This window comes from Amycolatopsis sp. NPDC057786 (genome assembly GCF_042797905.1).
Lineage (GTDB): Bacteria > Actinomycetota > Actinomycetes > Mycobacteriales > Pseudonocardiaceae > Amycolatopsis.
In genome coordinates this window covers 50966-68518 of sequence record NZ_JBHVKW010000004.1, presented here as the reverse complement: position 1 = coordinate 68518, position 17553 = coordinate 50966, and the positions used below count along the sequence as shown (strand labels likewise).

The 17553-nt window shown below is 68.8% G+C and carries 18 protein-coding genes and 1 tRNA gene; 13 read left to right on the top strand and 6 right to left on the bottom strand.

Translation table 11 applies throughout. From position 1 onward, the window contains the following. Positions 1-42 precede the first annotated feature (42 nt). Positions 43-1533 (top strand): GAF domain-containing protein, encoded by a 1491-nt coding sequence (locus tag ACFVM3_RS04425; RefSeq protein ID WP_378435479.1) that lies wholly within the window; start codon positions 43-45, stop codon positions 1531-1533. Here ACFVM3_RS04425 and ACFVM3_RS04420 read toward each other — a convergent pair. Continuing rightward, positions 1496-2059: a DinB family protein gene (locus ACFVM3_RS04420; protein WP_378435477.1), complete on the bottom strand. Its 564-nt coding sequence runs from the start codon at positions 2057-2059 to the stop codon at positions 1496-1498. The two genes, ACFVM3_RS04425 and ACFVM3_RS04420, sit on opposite strands and share 38 nt — an antisense overlap. Positions 2060-2154: 95 nt before the next feature. Here ACFVM3_RS04420 and ACFVM3_RS04415 point away from each other — a divergent pair, with 95 nt between their 5' ends. Continuing rightward, positions 2155-2955: an SGNH/GDSL hydrolase family protein gene (locus ACFVM3_RS04415; RefSeq protein WP_378435475.1), complete on the top strand. Its 801-nt coding sequence runs from the start codon at positions 2155-2157 to the stop codon at positions 2953-2955. After that, on the top strand, positions 2934-3491 hold the full coding sequence (locus ACFVM3_RS04410; RefSeq protein ID WP_378435473.1) for a TetR/AcrR family transcriptional regulator: 558 nt from the start codon (positions 2934-2936) through the stop codon (positions 3489-3491). The genes ACFVM3_RS04415 and ACFVM3_RS04410 overlap by 22 nt, the downstream gene beginning before the upstream one ends. A 434-nt stretch (positions 3492-3925) precedes the next feature. Here ACFVM3_RS04410 and ACFVM3_RS04405 read toward each other — a convergent pair whose 3' ends face one another. Then, positions 3926-5356, bottom strand: a complete 1431-nt coding sequence (locus ACFVM3_RS04405; RefSeq protein ID WP_378435471.1) for a phytoene desaturase family protein — start codon at positions 5354-5356, stop codon at positions 3926-3928. Positions 5357-5451: 95 nt separating this feature from the next. Between ACFVM3_RS04405 and ACFVM3_RS04400 the strand changes: the two genes are divergently transcribed. The 6 genes from ACFVM3_RS04400 (at position 5452) to ACFVM3_RS04375 (ending at position 10663) form a co-directional block, all read left to right on the top strand. Next, on the top strand, positions 5452-6186 hold the full coding sequence (locus tag ACFVM3_RS04400) for a DUF2786 domain-containing protein (protein ID WP_378435469.1): 735 nt from the start codon (positions 5452-5454) through the stop codon (positions 6184-6186). A gap of 81 nt (positions 6187-6267) precedes the next feature. After that, positions 6268-7023 (top strand): GNAT family N-acetyltransferase, encoded by a 756-nt coding sequence (locus ACFVM3_RS04395; protein ID WP_378435467.1) that lies wholly within the window; start codon positions 6268-6270, stop codon positions 7021-7023. Between the two features lie 31 nt (positions 7024-7054). Then, positions 7055-7396 (top strand): ArsR/SmtB family transcription factor, encoded by a 342-nt coding sequence (locus ACFVM3_RS04390; protein WP_378435465.1) that lies wholly within the window; start codon positions 7055-7057, stop codon positions 7394-7396. Then, on the top strand, positions 7393-7662 hold the full coding sequence (locus ACFVM3_RS04385) for a hypothetical protein (RefSeq protein ID WP_378435463.1): 270 nt from the start codon (positions 7393-7395) through the stop codon (positions 7660-7662). Before ACFVM3_RS04390 ends, ACFVM3_RS04385 begins: the two co-directional genes overlap by 4 nt. A 111-nt stretch (positions 7663-7773) precedes the next feature. Further along, entirely contained in the window at positions 7774-9948 is a 2175-nt protein-coding gene (locus ACFVM3_RS04380) for an MMPL family transporter (protein ID WP_378435462.1), read from the top strand. After that, positions 9941-10663, top strand: coding sequence for a class I SAM-dependent methyltransferase (locus ACFVM3_RS04375; protein ID WP_378435460.1), 723 nt, complete (start codon positions 9941-9943; stop codon positions 10661-10663). The genes ACFVM3_RS04380 and ACFVM3_RS04375 overlap by 8 nt, the downstream gene beginning before the upstream one ends. On the opposite strand, the gene ACFVM3_RS04370 is transcribed toward ACFVM3_RS04375, so the two are convergent. Together ACFVM3_RS04370 and ACFVM3_RS04365 are read right to left on the bottom strand one after the other, a co-directional pair. Beyond that, positions 10660-12033 (bottom strand): UTP--glucose-1-phosphate uridylyltransferase, encoded by a 1374-nt coding sequence (locus ACFVM3_RS04370; RefSeq protein WP_378435458.1) that lies wholly within the window; start codon positions 12031-12033, stop codon positions 10660-10662. The genes ACFVM3_RS04375 and ACFVM3_RS04370 overlap by 4 nt on opposite strands. A gap of 180 nt (positions 12034-12213) precedes the next feature. Further along, positions 12214-12786 (bottom strand): 5-formyltetrahydrofolate cyclo-ligase, encoded by a 573-nt coding sequence (locus ACFVM3_RS04365; protein ID WP_378435716.1) that lies wholly within the window; start codon positions 12784-12786, stop codon positions 12214-12216. 218 nt (positions 12787-13004) lie between these two features. Between ACFVM3_RS04365 and glp the strand changes: the two genes are divergently transcribed. From glp to ACFVM3_RS04345, 4 genes are all read left to right on the top strand, one after another. Continuing rightward, the gene (gene glp / locus ACFVM3_RS04360; RefSeq protein ID WP_378435456.1) at positions 13005-14276 is read left to right on the top strand and encodes a gephyrin-like molybdotransferase Glp; all 1272 of its coding nucleotides are present in this window, start codon (positions 13005-13007) and stop codon (positions 14274-14276) included. Further along, complete coding sequence (locus ACFVM3_RS04355; RefSeq protein ID WP_378435455.1) at positions 14276-14947, top strand: GNAT family N-acetyltransferase; 672 nt, start codon at positions 14276-14278, stop codon at positions 14945-14947. Before glp ends, ACFVM3_RS04355 begins: the two co-directional genes overlap by 1 nt. A gap of 161 nt (positions 14948-15108) precedes the next feature. Next, positions 15109-15927, top strand: a complete 819-nt coding sequence (glpR, locus tag ACFVM3_RS04350; RefSeq protein WP_378435453.1) for a gephyrin-like molybdotransferase receptor GlpR — start codon at positions 15109-15111, stop codon at positions 15925-15927. Positions 15928-15998: 71 nt separating this feature from the next. Next, positions 15999-16071: transfer RNA gene (locus tag ACFVM3_RS04345), tRNA-Ala, on the top strand. 78 nt (positions 16072-16149) lie between these two features. Here the strand turns inward: ACFVM3_RS04345 and xerC are convergent. Continuing rightward, positions 16150-17364: a tyrosine recombinase XerC gene (gene xerC, locus ACFVM3_RS04340; RefSeq protein WP_378435451.1), complete on the bottom strand. Its 1215-nt coding sequence runs from the start codon at positions 17362-17364 to the stop codon at positions 16150-16152. Beyond that, complete coding sequence (locus ACFVM3_RS04335; RefSeq protein WP_378435449.1) at positions 17364-17546, bottom strand: excisionase family DNA-binding protein; 183 nt, start codon at positions 17544-17546, stop codon at positions 17364-17366. Before ACFVM3_RS04335 ends, xerC begins: the two co-directional genes overlap by 1 nt. Positions 17547-17553 lie beyond the last annotated feature (7 nt).

The following is a 17553-nucleotide window of genomic DNA, read 5'->3' as shown; positions in this document are numbered from 1 at the left end:
GACGTTGCAATGAAGTGAGCGCGGTCACCTATCCTCGGAAACGTGGCGGAGCTGCCCGGAGGTGAAGCGTCGCCGCGTGACCCTCAGGCGTACGCGCGGCTGCTGAAGGACGTCCACGACGCCGTCCTCTCCGGTGTTCCCGCGCCGCGTTCCCCCAGGTCGATCGTGTCGGCTTCGTGGAATCGCTCGCTCGCCGCGCGCGTCGATCCGGACAAGGGCGTCGCGCCACTGGTCTACGACTCCGGTGAGGTGAGCGGCCTGCGGGAGGAGCATCCGCTGGCGCCGGTGCTGCCGATCCTGCGGCAGACGCTGGTGAGCATCGCCGACGACGCCGAGCACATGATGATCGTGACCGACGCCGCCGGGCACATCCTGTGGCGTGAGGGCGCGGCGGGCGTGCTGCGGCGCGCGGACGGCGTGATGCTCGCCGAAGGCACCCGGTGGAGTGAAGACGTCATCGGGACGAACGCGATGGGCACCACGCTCGCCACCGGGGAACCGGTGCAGATCTACTCGGCCGAGCACCTGGTGCGCACCTATCACGGCTGGACCTGCGCGGCCGCGCCCGTGCGCGATCCGGAGACCGGCGCGCTGCTCGGGTCGATCGACGTCAGCGGCCCGTTGCGGACGGTCCATCCCGCGATGCTCGCGCTGGTCACGGCGGCCGCGCAGCTCGCCGAGGGCCAGTTGCGGGCCCGGCTCGCGATGCGCGACGAGCGGCTGCGCGCCGCGAACATGACCCATCTGGAGGCATTGCGCGGCGCGCCGGGCGCCCTGCTTTCCGCGAAGGGACGCGTACTGGCGGCCGAAGCCTGCGGCGATCTTCCCTCCACTGTGGACATCCGGCCCGGCGGCGGCGCGGTCACCCTGCCCGACGGACGGCTCGGCACGGTGGAGCCGTTGAGCGAGGGTTACCTGCTGCGCTTGCGGAACCGGGGCCCGTCGAAGCGTCCGCGGCTCGCGCTGGAGTTCCTCACCGACGGGCCGCCAACGACCACAGTGGACGGTCGCGACGTGCCGTTCACCTTGCGGCACGCGGAGATCCTCACTCTGCTCGCCCTGCACCCTGGCGGTCTCTCGGCGGAGCGGCTCGCCCTGTTGCTCTACGGTGAGAGCGGCAATCCGGTGACCGTGCGCGCGGAGATCCACCGGCTGCGGACACAACTCGGCTCCGACATCGTGCAGACGCGGCCGTACCGGCTTTCCGCCGAGGTCGACGCCGATTTCCTGCGTGTCCGAGCGGCGCTCAAACGAGGCGACGTCGCCGGGGCCGCGAACGCGTTCCGAGGCCCGCTACTGTCCGAATCGGAGTCGCCGGCCGTGCGTGAGGAACGCGAGTCGGTCACCGCGTCGGTCCGGCGGGTCGTGCTCGGCAGTGGGGACGCCGCGGCGCTGTGGTCGTACTGGGAGACCCCGAGCGGAGCCGACGACCTGGAGATCGTCGACGCGCTGTGCCGGGTCCTCCCGGACGGCGATCCGCGACGCGCTGTCGCCTTCACCCATCGAGCCCGCGTTCTGTCCGGGCGGATTTGACGGCTGCTTGCTCGATCCGGTCGCGGCGCGCTTCCCAGAAGGCGTCGGTCGGGCCGTCCAGCTGTTCACGCAGGATGTCGGCGTGCCCGGCGTGACGGCTGGTCTCGGTGAGCATGTGGACCAGGACGTCGACCAGCGTCACGTGCGGTCGCGGCCACCAGGGCACGTGACCGGGCGCATCAAGGGCCAGAGCCCCGATCGTCGCGTCCGAGTGCGCCCAAGCGCGCCGGTAGCGGCCTATGACCGCCTCGCGGGTCTCCTGCTCGGTGACCCACAGGTCGGCGCCGCGTTGCCCGAGGTCGTCCCACCGGGGCAGGGATTCGGGGAACGGCCGGTCGAAGACCTCGCCGAAGTAGCGGGCTTCCCAGAGCGCCAGGTGTTTGACCAAACCGAGCAGGTTGGTTCCGGTCCGGGTCAGTGGACGGCGGATCTCGTACTCGCCCAGCCCTTCGAGCTTCTGGAGCAGCACCTCGCGGACCTCTCGCAGTTCGCCGTGCAAGCACTCTTTCGCGACGTCGTCGATCATGACCCGAGCCTGCCAGGCCCAGGCCGAGTAGACAGCGTCTACATCAGTTTGATAGACAGTGTCCACAAGGTGAACTCGCGGTTACGGAGATCTGGATGGGCTACCAACGTTTCGTCGCGCTCGGCGACAGCTGCGCCGAAGGGCTGGCCGATCCCCATCCGTCTGGTGGCTTCTACCGTGGCTGGGCGGACTTCGTCGCGGCCCGTCTCGCGGAGGAGGAGCCCGGTTTCCGCTATGCCAACCTCGCGGTCCGCGGCCGCAGGCTCGACCAGATCCACGCCGAGCAGACCCCGGCGGCGACCAGGCTCCAGCCGGATCTGATCGCCTTGTTCGGCGGCGGCAACGACGTGATGAGCCGCGGCTGGGACGCGCGCACGGTCGCCCGCCGCGTCGACACGGCCATCCGCGCCTGCACCGAGATCGCGCCGGTGGTCGTCACCTTCACCCTCAGCGACATCTCCCATCGCATGCCGATGGGCCACCGCATGCGCCCGCGTCTCACCGCGCTGAACGACGCAGTCCGCGAGGCGTCCGTCAGCTACGGTGCGACCCTCGTCGACCTCTGGCCGGACGACGCCGCGCACGATTCCCGCTATTTCGGCCCGGACCGGCTGCATCTGTCCGAGCAGGGCCATCGACGCCTGGCCGGGCACGTCCTCGGCAAGCTCGGCGTCTCCCACGACCCGGCCTGGCTCGCCCCGCTGCCCGGGCCGGCGGGACGCCCCGGCCTGCGCGCGGATCTGCGCTGGCTGACGCGGGAGGTCCTCCCGGTCGCGGTCACCCGCTTCCGCAACCGGCTCAGCGGCCGCCAGCCTGGCGACGGTTTCCTGCCGAAGCGCCCCGAACTCCTTCCCGTCCACGAGGAGACCCGGTCGTGGGCGCCCGAACCCGCCTGATCGACACCGCGGCGAATCTACTGGCCGAAGAGGGCGTCGGCGCCGTGACGCTGCGCGGGATCGCCAAGGCCGCCGGCGTTTCGCACGGCGCGCCGCTGCGGCATTTCCCCGGCCGCGCGGCCCTGCTTTCGGCGGTCGCCACCCGCGGCTACACCGAACTGCTCGATCGCGGCACCGGCCTGCCGGACGGGACACCGCGCGAACGGCTCATCGCGGCCTGCCACGGCTATCTCGATTTCGCACTGGCCAATCCGGCGATGTTCGAGCTGATGTTCCGCCGCGACCTCATCGACGCGGACGATCCCGAACTCACACGGGTCAGCAGTGCGGTGTTCGACTTCTTCGCCGCGATGGTCGCCGAACTGCAGGACGGCGGCTGGCATCCCGCGACCGATCCGAGGCTGCTCGCGTCGTCGCTGTGGGCGTCGCTGCACGGCCTCGCCCAGCTGTGGCTCTGGGGCGGGCTGGCCGGCGCGAGCTTCGCGCCGACACCGGAAAGGGCGTTGGCCGTCACCCTGGACGCCTATCTGGGCTGAACCGGTTGCCTTGGCGGCGGAAGCGGCTTCACCAAGGGAGACCTGGCAAGTTCTCGACTGTCCCTGACTAGGGGGTCGTGAGTGTTGAAGAGGGTTATTGAGGGGTAAGTCAAATATGTCGGGGGCGGGGTCGGTGGTGGCGTGAAGGTTCCCTTCGCTGCGTCTGATGCGATGAAGGGAGCCTTCGCCCCGGCCACTCAGCCGCGCCGGCCACCTCGCCAACGACGACGGAAGCCCGCGAAGGGTCCCTACGCCACGTTTGCCTTACCCCTCTATAAATGACCATTGCCACACACGAGACCTCGGAGTCCTTTATGGACGATCGGCGTCGTGATCTGCTTACGGGCGGCTGGGCTCACACCACGACATATTCGACTTACCCATCCCGGCGAAGAAGGCTTCGACGGCAGAGACGGTGGCCGCGCCACATCGCCTTACCTCTGAACCGGGAAGTCCTTGCCCAGTACGGATTTCGCGGCATGCCAGCCACCCATCCCGTGCACGCCGGGCCCCGGCGCCGTCGCCGCCGAACACAGGAAGACACCACCGAGCGGGGTCCGATGCGTGTTCCACCGGGCGACCGGCCGTCCGAGCACCTGCCGCAGATCCACCGCACCGGCGGCGACGTCACCGCCGGGGTAGTTCGCGTTGTAGGCCTCGAGTTCCGGCGCGGTGAGACAGCGGCTCGCCAGCACCGTGTCCGAGAATCCGGGCGCGAAGCGCTCGATCCGCCGCCGGATCAGCTCCGTGACGTCACGCGGATCTCCCTGCGGCACATGGCAATACGCCCAGACCGGCCGTTTCCCCGGCAGCCCACGGGACGGGTCGAGCGCCATCGGATCCGAAACGAGCACGAACCGGTCGTCCGGATCGTTCCCGCGCGCGATGGCGTTTTCGGCGGCGAAGACCTCGTCCCGCGTGCCTCCGAGATGGACGGTGCCCGCTTTGCCGACCTCCGGAACCGCCCATGGAACCGGTTCGGAAACCAGGAAATCGACCTTCGCCACGCCGGGCCCGTAGCGATAGGACTCCAGCGCCCTCCGGTAACGCGACGGAAGCAGATCGCGGGCGATTTCGAGGAAACCGCGCGGTGCCACGTCGAGGATCACCGTGCGGGACTTCGCGAGTTGCCGCAGATCGGTGATCCGGCTGCCGGTGTGGATCCGACCGCCTCGCGCGCGGACGTCGGCGGCGAGCGCTTCGGTGATGGCCTGGCTGCCGCCGCGGGCGATCGGCCAGCCGGTCGAGTGCGCCAGGTGGCCCAGCAGGAGTGTCGCGCCTGCCGCGGCGAGCGAGGGCTGACGGCCCATCACGTGCGCGGCGACTCCGGCGAGGAGAGCGGGTGCTTCCGGGCCGGTGAACAGGCGGCGCTCCAGACCGGCGGCGAGCATCGCGATCCTGGCCGGGAGAAGGGCGGCGACCCGAGGATCACGGGGAGGATGACGAAGGTCCCCGAGCAGGATTTCGGCCAGTTCGCGGCTGTGTCCGGCCAGCGGCCCCAGCAGTCGACGCCACCGGGGGCCGTCCGCGCCGAGGGCGTCACAGGTCCGGTCGAGATCTTCGTAGGCGAGCCCGGCGCGGCCACCGTCCAGAGGATGCGCGTACGCGATCTCCGGCCGCAGGAGATCGACACCGTGCGCGGCGAGATCGAACCAGCGGAAGAACGGGGAGGCCGCGGCCAGTGGATGCCCGGTGGCACAGATATCGTGACGGACCTCGCCTTCGAACAGCGAAGCCGTGCGCGTCCCGCCGCCGATCTCGTCCGCCGCCTCGTGTACTTCGACCGTCAGCCCCGCTCTGACCAGCAGGACCGCCGCCGCGAGCCCGTTCGGGCCGGAACCGACCACCGACACGTCGACCGCCATAGTGCCCCCTTGCCGGGATCGGCGACAGCTCACCCGAATATTGTCGGACCTCTCTCCTAGATTGATCCGCTCCAACCCAATCAGGAAGGAGGGCCATGCCCGACCATGACACGCTGCTCGCGCGCGTCCGGAAACTCCTCGCGAAGGCGGAGGACCCGGCGGTCACCGAGGCCGAAGCCGAGTCGTACAACACCAAGGCCGCCGAACTGATCGCCCGGTACGGCATCGATCAGGCGCTGCTGGCCGCCTCCGGGGCGACCGCGGACGAGATCACCCAGATCATGATCCCGCTCGACAACCCGTACAGCCGGGACAAGGCGGGGCTGCTCACGAACATCGCGCATCCGCTGCGCTGCCGGGCCCTGCTGCACCGGCTCGGCCAGTCGGTCACCGCGGTGACGGTGTTCGGTTTCCGCTCCGATCTGGAACGCACGGAGCTGCTGTACACGAGCCTGCTGCTGCAGGCGACCACCCAGCTGACCCGGGTCCGCCCGGAGAACCGGGTGTTCGCGGGCGAATCGCTGGCGGCGTACCGGCGAACCTGGCTGCACGGGTTCTCCGGCGCGGTCTACGAACGGCTCCGCAACAGTGAGGACACCGCCGCCCGGACCCATCAGGCCGCGGCCGGGCACCGTTCGGCCGAACTCGTGATCCAGGACCGGACGGCGATGGTCAAGCAGGCGTACGACGAGCAGTACGGAGACCTGCGCTCGGCGCCGCCGCGGCGTTTGTCCGGCAGCGGCTACCTCGACGGGCACTCCGCCGGCGAGCGCGCCAACCTCAACACCACCGGTATCACCGGACGGCGCCGCGCGCTGCCCGTGCGCTGACCGGTCGCATCACCTCGCACGGACGATTCCGTGCCCGAAACCACCTCGTGAGAATCGCGTGTCCTCGGGTCTACTGAGGACATGATCGTGATCGAAGACCTGGCCACCCGGCCCGACTTGCGCGAGCCCGCGCTCGCCCTCGGCGGTGTCGGCGGCGAATTCCTCCAGCACGGCCTGGCGGGCCTGCTGGCGAAGTCGTCCCACCTGGCCGCCCGCTGGCCGGAATACTTCCTCGTACTGCTGGAAGACGGCGTACCGGTGGCGAGAGCGGCCGCCGTCCCGGTCGGGTTCCCCACGGCCGAACGCCCGGAGCTGCCGGACCACGGCTGGGACGCCGCCCTGATCTGGGCCGCGGAAGATCTGATGAGCACCCGTGAGACGAAGACGCTGGTCGCACTCGAAGTGTTGGTCGCACCCGGTCGCCGTGGCGGCGGCCTGGCGGTGAAAGCGTTGCAAGCATTGAAAAAGCGCGCCTCGGAAACAGGAATGCGCAACCTCGTCGTGCCGGTCCGCCCGGCCGGGAAGGAGAACGAACCAGGACTGTCCTTTGAGGACTACATCGCCCGCCGTCGCGCGGACGGGATGCCGGAGGATCCGTGGCTGCGCACGCATGAACGGCTCGGTGCGCGGTTCGTCAAAGTGGCGCCGTTCGCCATGACGGTCACGGGCACCTTCGCCCAGTGGAAGGCGTGGACCGGCGTCGACCTCCGGGACGGCCTCACGGACGTGCCGGGCGGGATCGCGCCGGTGCTCGCCTCCTCGGCGCTGGACGTCGGCGTCTACGTCGAACCGAACGTCTGGCTCGAGCACCTGGTAGATCAAGTCAGCACCTGCTAGATTTCTTTGGCATGTACAGGAGGGGCTCGGCATGACCGCCACCGGACCGTCCGGCGACGAGCTGCTGCGGCTGCTGGGGGCGCTGGCGAATCCGCACCGGCTGCGGATCGTCGCGGCGTTGCGCGTGGAACGCGCGTATGTCAGCCAGCTGGCGCGAGAGCTCGGCATCAGCCGGGCACTGTTGCAGCTCCACCTGCGCAAACTGGAGGCGGCCGGGCTCGTTTCGGCCACATTGGAGCTGTCGGAGGACGGGAAGGCGATGAAGTTCTACGAGGTGAAACCGTTCCTGGTCGAACTGGGCCCGGACGCCATCGCCGCCGCGGCGCCGACACTGAGCGCACCGGCACCGGGTGACGAGGGGGAACGAGCGTGAACTGGCATCAATGGCAGGAGGTCGCCGGGCTGATCGGCATCTTCGTGTTCCTCACCGTGGTGATCACCGTGATCGTGTGGCAGTTCGGCGCGACCATCCGGGCCAAGGGCGCGCTCGCGCGCGAGCAGGAATACCGCAGGCTCGCCGAGAAGGCCGTCCAGGCGCAGGAAGAGACCGAACGCAAACTCACCGAACTCGACGGACGCCTCGCGGATCTGCGGAAGAGCGTGGGCACGGTCGAGCGGATCCTCAAGGAGGTCGACTGACCGGCCGGTGAAAGACCCTGGGCCGCCGAGTTGCCGCTCGACGGCCCAGGAAGGAAGAAGCAAAAACCTCGCCCGAGGCATCTCACTCCTTCACGCAAAGGACTGTAGTTCATGCTGCCCGAAAAGATCGCCGCGTGGTCCCTGCGGCATCGCGCGCTCACCCTCGTCGGCTGGGTCGCCCTCGTGGTCGTCGCCCTGCTGTCGGGAATGCTGCTGGACGGTGAAAGCCGCCGCAGCACCGATCCCGGCGAGTCCGGCCGCGCACAGACCGCGCTGAACGCGCAAAGCACCTTCGATCCCTTACGCGAGAACGTCCTCGTCGCGGCGAAGGAGCCCGGCTCGCCGCCGTTCGCCGCGAACGAAGAACTCCGGCGGGCGACCGAAGACCTGGTCACCACGCTCACCGGGTCCGGCGCCGTCACCGACGTCCGCTCACCACCGGCCGACGGCGAGCGGATCTCGGCCGACGGCACGTCCGGACTCGTCGGGTTTTCGGTCGCGGGCGGGGAGAAGGACGTCCGCCCGAACTTCGAGACCGCGACGGCGCGAGTGGCCGAGGTCGCCGCCCGGCATCCTTCGGTCCGGTTGAGCCAGTCCGGGGACCTCAGCCTGTCGACCGTGGTCGACAAGGGCATCCGGGAGGACGTCCAACGTTCGGAACTGCTTTCCCTGCCACTGACCCTGGTGATCCTGCTGATCGTCTTCGGGGCGCTTGTCGCCGCCTCGGTCCCGCTGCTCCTGGCGGGAACGAGCGTCGCGGCGACGTTCGGCTTCCTCTCCGTCGTCGACGACTTCACCCCGATCAACAGCGCGACGACGGTGATCACCCTGCTCATCGGGATGGCGGTGGGCGTCGACTATTCGCTGTTCTTCCTCAGGCGGCAACGGGAAGAACGCGCGCGCGGCCACTCCGTCGACGACGCGATCCGCGTCGCGGCGCGCACCTCCGGGCATGTCGTGGTCGTCTCCGGCGTCACGGTCGTCCTGTGCGTGGGCGGGCTCGTGTTCACCGGACTCGACAACTTCACCGGGCTCGCGATCAGCACGGCGTTCGTGGTCGGGCTGGCCGTGCTCGGCGGGGTCACCGTGCTGCCGGCACTGCTCTCCCTGCTGGGTGACAAGGTCGATCGCGGGCGGATTCCCTGGCTGGGCAAGCGGCGCACCGCCGCGGAGAAGTCGCGGTTCTGGTCCGCGACAGCTCGCGTGGTCACCCGGCGGCCGGCGTTGTGGGGCGGGCTCGCGACCGCGCTGCTCATCCTGCTGACGCTGCCCGCGCTCGGCATGCGCCTGCAGGATCCGACCCCGGCGGAGAGCCTGCCACGCTCGATGGCGGCGATCGACGCCGCCGTCCGCACCCAGGAAGCCTTTCCGGGCGTGGTCTACCCCGCCACGGTGGTGCTGACGGCCGAACGCGGCGGCCCGGTCGACAGCCCGGCGCTCCGGGCGGCGATCACGGATCTCGAACGACGGATCGGTGAATCCTCCGGTGTGCTGAACAAACCCATCGCCGTGGCGAACGTCGACCAGGCCGTGGTCGTCCGTGTCCCGCTGTCCGGCGCGGGCCGCGACGCGGAAGCCGACGCCGCGCTCGCGAAACTGCGCACCGAAGTACTTCCCGAAACGATCGGCAAGGTGGACGGCGTCGAGTTCGCGGTGTCGGGCCGCACGGCGAACGCCCGCGACTTCGCCGACCGGGTGATCGAGCGGATGCCGCTGGTCTTCGGTTTCGTCCTGCTCGCGGCGTTCTTGTTGCTGCTGCGGGCTTTCCGGTCCGTGCCGGTGGCGCTGGTGTCGATCGTGCTGAACCTGCTGTCGATCGGCGCGGCCTACGGCGTGCTCACCTGGATCTTCCAGGACGGCCATTTCGCTTCCCTGCTGGGCTTCACCCCGTACGGCGGAGTGGTGGGCTGGCTGCCGATGTTCATGTTCGTCCTGCTGCTCGGGCTGAGCATGGACTACCACATCTTCATCCTCAGCCGGATCCGCGAACGACGGGCCGAAGGTGCCGTCACCGCGATCGTCCGCGGCACCGGCACGAGCGCGGGGGTGGTCAGCGGGGCGGCGGTGATCATGGTCGGCGTGTTCAGCGTCTTCATCACGTTGAGCGCGATCGAGTACAAGATGATGGGCGTCGGGATGGCGGTCGCCGTCCTGATCGACGCCACCCTGATCCGCGGCGTGCTGCTGCCCGCCTTCCTGGCGGCGCTGGGCGAACGGGCCTGGCGGCGCGACCGTAAATCCGTGGCCCGCGAACGCGTCCTGGAACTATCGTCGCCGAATGCCTGACGCGCTCTTCGCCCACGCCCGGCTCGCACCGATCTACGACGCCTTCGACGGCGCTCGCGACGATCTGGAGCACTACCTCGGCATCATCGGCGAACTCGGGGCGAAGAGAGTGCTCGACGTCGGCTGCGGCACCGGCTGCCTGGCCGTTCTCCTTGCCGCGCGAGGGATCGAGGTCGTCGGTGTCGATCCCGCGAAGGCGTCATTGGAGGTCGCGAAGGCCAAAGACCCGGAAAGGAAGATCACCTGGATCCACGGCGACGCGAAAGCGGTGGGTGACGCCGGCGCAGATCTCGCGGTGATGACCGGGAACGTGGCCCAGGTCTTCCTGACCGACACCGAATGGCGCCGGACGCTCGAAGGTAGCCGCACCGCGCTGGTACCGGGCGGCCACCTGGTCTTCGAGATCCGGCGCCCCGGTCGCCGCGCGTGGGAGGACTGGGCCGCCGACACCGCGCACGAGGTCGTCGACGTCCCCGGCGTCGGCGAGGTCGAACAGTGGCGTGAGGTCACCGAGGTGAACCTCCCGTTCGTGTCGTTCCGGTACAGCTATCGGTTCTCCGACGGCGAGGTCGTCACCTCGGATTCGACGCTGTGGTTCCGCGAACGCGAAGAAGTGGAAGCCTTGCTGGCGGAGCACGGTTTTCGCGCCCTGGACGTCCGGGACGCCCCCGATCGTCCAGGACGCGAATACGTGTTCATCGCCCAACTGGTCTAGAGGACTTCGCCGTCCGGAACGGTTTTCGGCCCGGTGATCTTCACGTCGCCACGGACGACGACGCCCTTTCCGAAGGTGACGTCACCGTCCACGGCGAGGCTCGTGCAGTCCTTGAGTGACGGCGCGGAAGGGATACGCGCGTCGAAGTCCGGCAGGAGCTTGTAGAACTCCTTGCTCAGCGAAACGACCGGCGGGGTGGTGGTGAACTCCGGGATCATCTCCCCGCTCTCGTCGAGCACGTACGCGTCGGAGCGGACGACGAGGAGGTCGTCGGTGGTCTTGACCGGCGCGAACCGGGTCCGCGGGATTTCGATGGCCCGCGCGCCCTCGACGGAGCCGATCGCCGCGCCCATCGCCGTTTCGAGCTGGATCACCGGCGTGCTGGCCGCGTCGGCCGGATCGACGGTCTTGCGGTTCACGATCAGCGGCAGATGCGGCGCCGCCGGGTCGGCGTCCTGCAGGGCCTTCAGGCGTTCGAGGTCGATCCAGATGTTGTTGGTGTTGTAGAACCGCCACTTGCCGACGTCGCCGAACGAGTCGTCGCCGTCGGGGACCTGCGCGGATTCACGCAGGACGATCCGGCCCGCACGTCGCGCCAGATGCCCGCCCTTGCGGTCGGCTGCGGTGCCGAGCACGGTCTCCATCGCGAATGGGATGTCCTCGCTCGCGAGCCACGCGGCGATCCGCGCGTCCGGCAGCGCGCCGAGGTTGTCGGCGTTGGACACGAAACACCAGCGGATGCCCTCCGCCAGCAGCGTTTCGAGCATCCCGCTCACCGCGAGCGCGATGTAGATGTCACCGTGTCCCGGCGGGCACCATTCGAGTTCCGGGTTCGACGGCCATTCGGCTGGCCGTCCGTCGGCGGTGATCTTCGGCTCGCGGCCCTGGAGGAAGTCGGCCGGGATGACGTCGTCGGCGAGATCGGGGTACTTCTTCAGCAACTCCAGCGAAGGTTCGCGAGTGCCCGCCGAATTCATCAGGATCAGCGGAAGCCGCGCGTTGTACTTCTCGCGGATGGAGAGCACCTGCATGGCGATGACGTCGAGGAACGTCTTGCCCGGCTTGATCTCCAGCAGCGACTTCGGCCCGGTGAGCCCCATGCTCGTGCCCAGCCCGCCGTTGAGCTTCAGAACCGCGGTGCGGTCCAGGACGCGGCGCCCTTCTTCGGCGTCCGGCTCAGGCATGTCGACGAGCTTGCTGATGTCCTCGAGCGGTTCGAGTTCGCTTCCCGGCAATTGGCCGGCGCCGGGTTCGGACAGCTGCTCGAGGCGCCGTCGCAGGGCGGCCAGCTCCATGGCGTGGGCCCCCGCGGAACGCATTTTCGACAGCGTTTCGGCGAACTGATCGGACAGGTGCGCGTCAGAGCTCATTGTGCCCTTTCTGAACCACTGCGTCGGGCGTCAGTGTCCGGTGGTGAACCCGCGGCCGCGATCGACGTCGGCGGGACGCGGCCTCGTCATACCTGCCATCGTGATAGCGGGGCCCGCGGCCGGGGCGGGTTCACGCTCAGGGTCACTTTCCCGGCTACGTCTCAGCTCCGCGAACAGGCGTCAGTCTATTACCGGTCGCGGCGCCAGGCCGTGCTCCGGGGTCAGGACCCCGGTCATGCGGACGTCATGCGGTTCCGCGGGCAATTCACGCACGAGTTCGGCGTCCCGGACGACGGCGATCAGCGCGGCGTCCGGCGCGGCGAAGGAGAGCGACCGGTCGTAATACCCGGCACCCCGGCCGAGCCGGACACCTTCGTCGTCGACGGCGAGCGCGGGGATCAGAACCAGATCGGCCGTCCCCAGCGTGTCGGGACCGAGCCGGCGGCCGGTCGGTTCGAGCAGTCCCCGCAGCCTGCCGGGCCCGAGACTCGACGGGCCCTCGAACGCGGCCCACTCCAGCGGCCCCGGCGTGTCGGGGACGATCGGCAGCAGCACCCGTTTTCCCTGGTCGACAAGTTGATCAAGCAGTGCCGTCGATCCCGGTTCGGTACCGAAGGGGACGTAGGCGCACACGACCTCGCCCGGCAGCCGGGCGGCCGCGGCGGCGAGCGCCACCGCCTCGCGAACCCGTGTTTCCGACACCTGCGAACGTCGTTCGGCGGTTATCCGGGAACGCCACTCCGCTTTGCTCAGGTGTTCATTGCCAGGCTCGACCACGCGGTCAGGTTAGGCTTCACGCCTATGACAGGCGCAGCGACCACCCCGGCGGCACGGACCACGAGGAGCTTGCCCGATCGGGCGATTTCCGCGGCTTCGGACCGCATCACTCCTGGTAACGGTGGTGAACTTCAGTTCACCGACGGGCCCACATCGCGTGCCTGGTCGAACGAACGGATCGAGATCCCCCAGTCATGACGGAGCCCATCGCCGAAGCGGCCGAGACCGAAGACGCGGGACAGTTCCGTTCCGTCGAGGATCAGATCTCGCTGACCCTGGACGCCGCGGTGCGCCCGCGCCCGGTCCGGGTCGCCATCTCCGAGGCCCAAGGCCTCCTGTGCGCCGAAGAGGTCGTCGCCGAACACGCGCTGCCCGGTTTCGACCAGGCCGCCGTCGACGGCTACGCGGTGCGAAGCGTCGACGTCCGCGCCGCGGGCCAGGAGCCGGTGCAGCTGCCCGTGGTCGGCGAGATCGCCGCCGGTTCCCGCCAGCCGCGGCGGTTGCAGCCCGGCCAGGCCGTGCGGGTCGACACCGGCGCGCCGCTGCCCACGCTCGCCGACGCCGTCGTCCCGACCGCCTACACCGACGGCCACCAGGCCAAGGTCACCGTGCACAAATCCGTGCCGTCGGCGGCCTACGTGCGCCGGACCGGCGAGGACGTGCAGATCGGCGACGTCGCCGTGCGCAAGGGCGACACCATCGGCTCGGCACAGGTCGGCCTGCTCGCCGCGGTCGGCCGCGCGAAGGTCCTGGTCTACCCGCGGCCGCGGGTGTCGATCGTGTCCGTGGGCGACGAACTGGTCGACATCGACCGCACCCCGTCCGTCGGGCAGGTCTACGACGTCAACTCCTACGCGCTGTCCGCGGCCGCGCGGGACGCGGGGGCCGAGGTGAGCCGCGTCGGCATCGTCCCCGGCGACCCGAAACGGCTGCGGGAGGTCGTCGAAGGCCGCCTGCTGATGTCGGAGATCGTCGTCGTCGCGGGCGGCGCCGGCGGAAGCGCGGGCGACGAGGTGCACGCGGCACTGTCGGACCTCGGCCACATCGACATGACCCGCGTCGCCATGCACCCCGGTTCCGTGCAGGGCTTCGGCAGGCTCGGCCCCGACTCGGTGCCGACGTTCCTCATCCCCGGCAACCCGATGAGCGCGCTGGTCGTGTTCGAGGTCCTGGTCCGCCCGCTGATCCGCGCCGCGCGCGGCACCCGCAACCCGCACCGCCGCATCGTCGGCGCGCGGCTGCTCTCCCCGATCACCTCGACCAAGGGGCGCAAGGGTTTCCTGCGCGGTCAGCTGCTGCGCGACGAGGGCAACGGCGAGTACCTGGTGCAGCCGCTCGGCACCTCCGGCGCGCATCTGCTCGCGTCGCTCGCCGAGGCGAACTGCCTGATCAACATCGACGAAGACCTCACCGAGGTCGCCGCGGGCGAGCAGGTCAAGGTGACCTTCCTGGCCCAGCGGGCGTAATGGGCGCACCGATTTCCGGCGTCGCTCATCCGATCGAGAGCAGGCATCCGGGCTGGCCCGCGAAGCTGGGCCCGCTCCGGGTGCCCGCCGGGATCCTCGCCGTCCGGCCGGTCCGGCTGCGGGACGCCGGCGACTGGAGCCGCGTCCGGCTGCGGGACCGCGAACACCTCGAAATGTGGGAACCGACCGGCGTCGGACCGTGGCCGGATCGCAACGCGTATTGGTCGTGGCCGTCCCAATGGCTGGCCCTGCGCGGCCTCGCCCGGCGCGGGCAATGTCTCCCGTTCACCATCACGGTGGATGGACGCTTCGCCGGGCAGATCACTGTGGGTAACGTCATCCGGGCGTCGCTCCGATCCGCCTGGATCGGCTACTGGGTGTCGTCGGACATCGTCCGCGGCGGCGTCGCGACCGGCGCCGTCGCCCTCGTCACCGACCATGTCTTCGATTTCGGCGGGCTGCACCGGCTCGAGGCGACCGTCCGCCCCGAAAACACCCCCAGCCTGCGGGTTCTCGCCAAAGCGGGCTACCGGCGAGAGGGACTTTTCGAGCGCTACCTCGACGTCGCGGGCGGCTGGCGGGACCATTTCTGCTACGCCGTCACCAAGGAGGAGACCGGTGACGGACTGGTCTCGCGGCTCGTCGCGAAGGGCCTCGCGGAGCGCGTTTGACCCCGTCACCGGGGCGTTCCGGTGACCGCGTTACCACAAGGTGTGAGATTCACCTAATTTGGTGATGCATTTTCCGTGATCGAAACCGGCGAGTCTGCGCGGCGTGTGTGACTGTTGTGGCTAGCGTGACTACAGCAGTGGATCGGGGGAGGTGACGGGAGATGCCCAGTTCGGTGATCATCGTCGCGCTCGCAGCGGCATGGCTCGTCGTTCTCGTGCCCATGGTCGCCCGCAAGCGCCAGCAGGTCGCACGGACGACGGACTCGGCCTTGGCGGCGCGAGTCGTGCGGAGCGGGAGCACACGCCACGAGGGACCGGAGGAGTTCGCGATGGCGGAGAACACGGAACCATCGGTAGAAGACGACCTGGCGGAACTCGAGGCGGAACTCGACGCCGACCTCGAAGACGAGGCACCGGAAGCCGAGCCGCTTCCCCAGCCCTCGCGTACGGCCCGGCCCGAAAGAGAACGGCAGAGCACCGGCTACCGGCCAGGCCGGGGCGGATTCGACCCGGAGGCGGCGGACATCGCCGCACGCGCCAAGTACGCGTTCCGGCAGCGGATCGTCATCGCCCTCCTGGTGCTGGTGGTCACCACCGCAGCCGTCGCCGGCTTCCTGACCCCGACGGTCTGGTGGGCCAACGGTGTCGTCGACGCCGTGCTCATCGGCTACCTCGTGTACCTGCGCCGTCAGGTCCGCATCGAGAACGAGATCCGGCAGCGCCGCCTCGCCCGCTTCAACAGCACCCGCGCCCCGCGCCGCCCGGCGGCCGAGGACGACGAAACCCACGAGTCCCGCGAGTCCTCTGAGGACATCGAGGTCGTCGCCACCGAACGCCCGGCCGTCGTGGAGCGCAAACCGTCCCCGATGTCCCGTCTCCGGCGCCAAGCCGTCGTCGTCGACCTCGACGACGAGGACCCGGCCTTCCACGAGCTCGACGAGCCCGGGACCAGGCCTTTCCGCCGGGCATCCGGAGAGTGACCCCCCTGGTTCGGGGCTCCATGAGCCACTGATAGGCTCATGGAGCTCCCAACGAGGGGCAAGCTTCACCAGGGGCTGTAGCGCAGTTGGTAGCGCGTCTCGTTCGCATCGAGAAGGTCAGGGGTTCGATTCCCCTCAGCTCCACAGCAGCTCAAAGGCCCTTCCCAAGGATATGGGAAGGGCCTTTTTGCTACCCGTACAGCAGCGAAGTACAGCAGCAGGTCATTGCAGGCTGTCGCCGAGCTTCTTGAGCGCCGCCCGCGTCTGGTCCGACGAAATCTCGGTGTAGATCTCCATCGTGACCGCGAACTGAGCGTGCCGGAGAATCCGCATCGCGACCCGAGGGTGCACGTCGAGATCCGCCAGGAGCGAGCCGCAGGAGCGACGACCGTCGTGCACGGTGATGTACCGGACGCCCGCCTTCCTGCATCGCGTCGCCCACGACCGGAGGAAGTTACGCGGTTCGATCGGCGTGCCGTGCTCTGTCGTGAACACGAGTCCGCTGTCCAGCCAGGCGTCTGCCTTCTCCTTGTCTCTCCCCCGACGCTCCAGCCGCAGCTTCAACGCGGCTGTGACAATGTCGATCAGGGGCATGGTGTCGTCAGACGTCGGTGTCTTCGTCTGACGATGCAGGAGCTTCTTCTGGACCCTCTGCAACTGCCAGGAGATATCCAGCTCCGACGTCTCGAAGTTGATCGCCTCATCAGGAATGCCGAGCACTTCACCCTCACGCATGCCCATGATCAGGACGAGGGCATACGCCGCGTACAGCGGATCGTTCTCGGACTTGGCCGACTCCAGGAACTTCCGAGCCTCATCACTGGACCACCGTTGCCGCTTCGGCTTCCGGAGAGTCGGCAGGGTCACGAGCGCCACCACGTTGCGGCTGATCAACTCTTCGCGACACGCGTAGTTCAACGCGCTACGCAGGCAGTCCCGAATGTCTTTGATCGTGCGGCCCGACGGTGCTTGCTCGCAGCATCGTCCGAGCGCGCAGCACCGTTGCTTGGCCCTCGACCTACGGGCGTCCTTGCCCTGTGCGCAGCACTGGCACACCGCAGGCAACTTGTTGACCCACTTCTGTGCCTCACGAAGTTGCAGACGGTCGAGACGCTTGTCTCCCAAGAACGGGTTGATGTACAGCCGAACGAAAAGCTCGTAGTTCACGTACGTCTTGGGTGCCCGGTTCGGTCGGATGACCTCCTCAAGCCAGTAGTGCAAGTACGGCCCCAAGTTCGGAACCCGAGTCGCTACAGGCCCTTTCTTGGCTTCCTGGTGCAGCGTCAACCACTTCTCGTGGACTTCCTCGCGCGTCTTCCCGTAGACGTACTTGCGCTTCCTCTCCCCGCTGGGAGTCGTGACCCACACGTAGGCAGCGAAGCCGTTGCGATGGGGGTAAATCGAGCCTTCCCCGTCAGCACGTGCCTTCCCAGTCATCAGGCAGCCTCCGTCACTCGGTCGTTGATGTACTGATCAACCCATTCAGGGAGAATCCGCCGGTTATGACCGTCCTTGACGGATTGAATCCGCCCGGTCGCGACCAGCATCTTTGTCTTCGACAGTCCGTAGCCCAGCATCTCCGCCACCTCAGCGACGGTGTGCCATTTACGCGTGATCATCAGTTCC

What these genes read in the sequence shown, in the direction of transcription:
- ACFVM3_RS04335 (WP_378435449.1), bottom strand. Translation starts at nt 17,546, where the DNA reads ATGATCACGCGTAAATGGCACACCGTCGCTGAGGTGGCGGAGATGCTG.
- xerC (WP_378435451.1), bottom strand. Translation starts at nt 17,364, where the DNA reads ATGACTGGGAAGGCACGTGCTGACGGGGAAGGCTCGATTTACCCCCAT.
- ACFVM3_RS04375 (WP_378435460.1), top strand. Translation starts at nt 9,941, where the DNA reads ATGCCTGACGCGCTCTTCGCCCACGCCCGGCTCGCACCGATCTACGAC.
- ACFVM3_RS04390 (WP_378435465.1), top strand. Translation starts at nt 7,055, where the DNA reads ATGACCGCCACCGGACCGTCCGGCGACGAGCTGCTGCGGCTGCTGGGG.
- ACFVM3_RS04395 (WP_378435467.1), top strand. Translation starts at nt 6,268, where the DNA reads ATGATCGTGATCGAAGACCTGGCCACCCGGCCCGACTTGCGCGAGCCC.
- ACFVM3_RS04355 (WP_378435455.1), top strand. Translation starts at nt 14,276, where the DNA reads ATGGGCGCACCGATTTCCGGCGTCGCTCATCCGATCGAGAGCAGGCAT.
- ACFVM3_RS04405 (WP_378435471.1), bottom strand. Translation starts at nt 5,356, where the DNA reads ATGGCGGTCGACGTGTCGGTGGTCGGTTCCGGCCCGAACGGGCTCGCG.
- ACFVM3_RS04370 (WP_378435458.1), bottom strand. Translation starts at nt 12,033, where the DNA reads ATGAGCTCTGACGCGCACCTGTCCGATCAGTTCGCCGAAACGCTGTCG.
- glp (WP_378435456.1), top strand. Translation starts at nt 13,005, where the DNA reads ATGACGGAGCCCATCGCCGAAGCGGCCGAGACCGAAGACGCGGGACAG.
- ACFVM3_RS04400 (WP_378435469.1), top strand. Translation starts at nt 5,452, where the DNA reads ATGCCCGACCATGACACGCTGCTCGCGCGCGTCCGGAAACTCCTCGCG.
- glpR (WP_378435453.1), top strand. Translation starts at nt 15,109, where the DNA reads ATGCCCAGTTCGGTGATCATCGTCGCGCTCGCAGCGGCATGGCTCGTC.
- ACFVM3_RS04415 (WP_378435475.1), top strand. Translation starts at nt 2,155, where the DNA reads ATGGGCTACCAACGTTTCGTCGCGCTCGGCGACAGCTGCGCCGAAGGG.
- ACFVM3_RS04420 (WP_378435477.1), bottom strand. Translation starts at nt 2,059, where the DNA reads ATGATCGACGACGTCGCGAAAGAGTGCTTGCACGGCGAACTGCGAGAG.
- ACFVM3_RS04380 (WP_378435462.1), top strand. Translation starts at nt 7,774, where the DNA reads ATGCTGCCCGAAAAGATCGCCGCGTGGTCCCTGCGGCATCGCGCGCTC.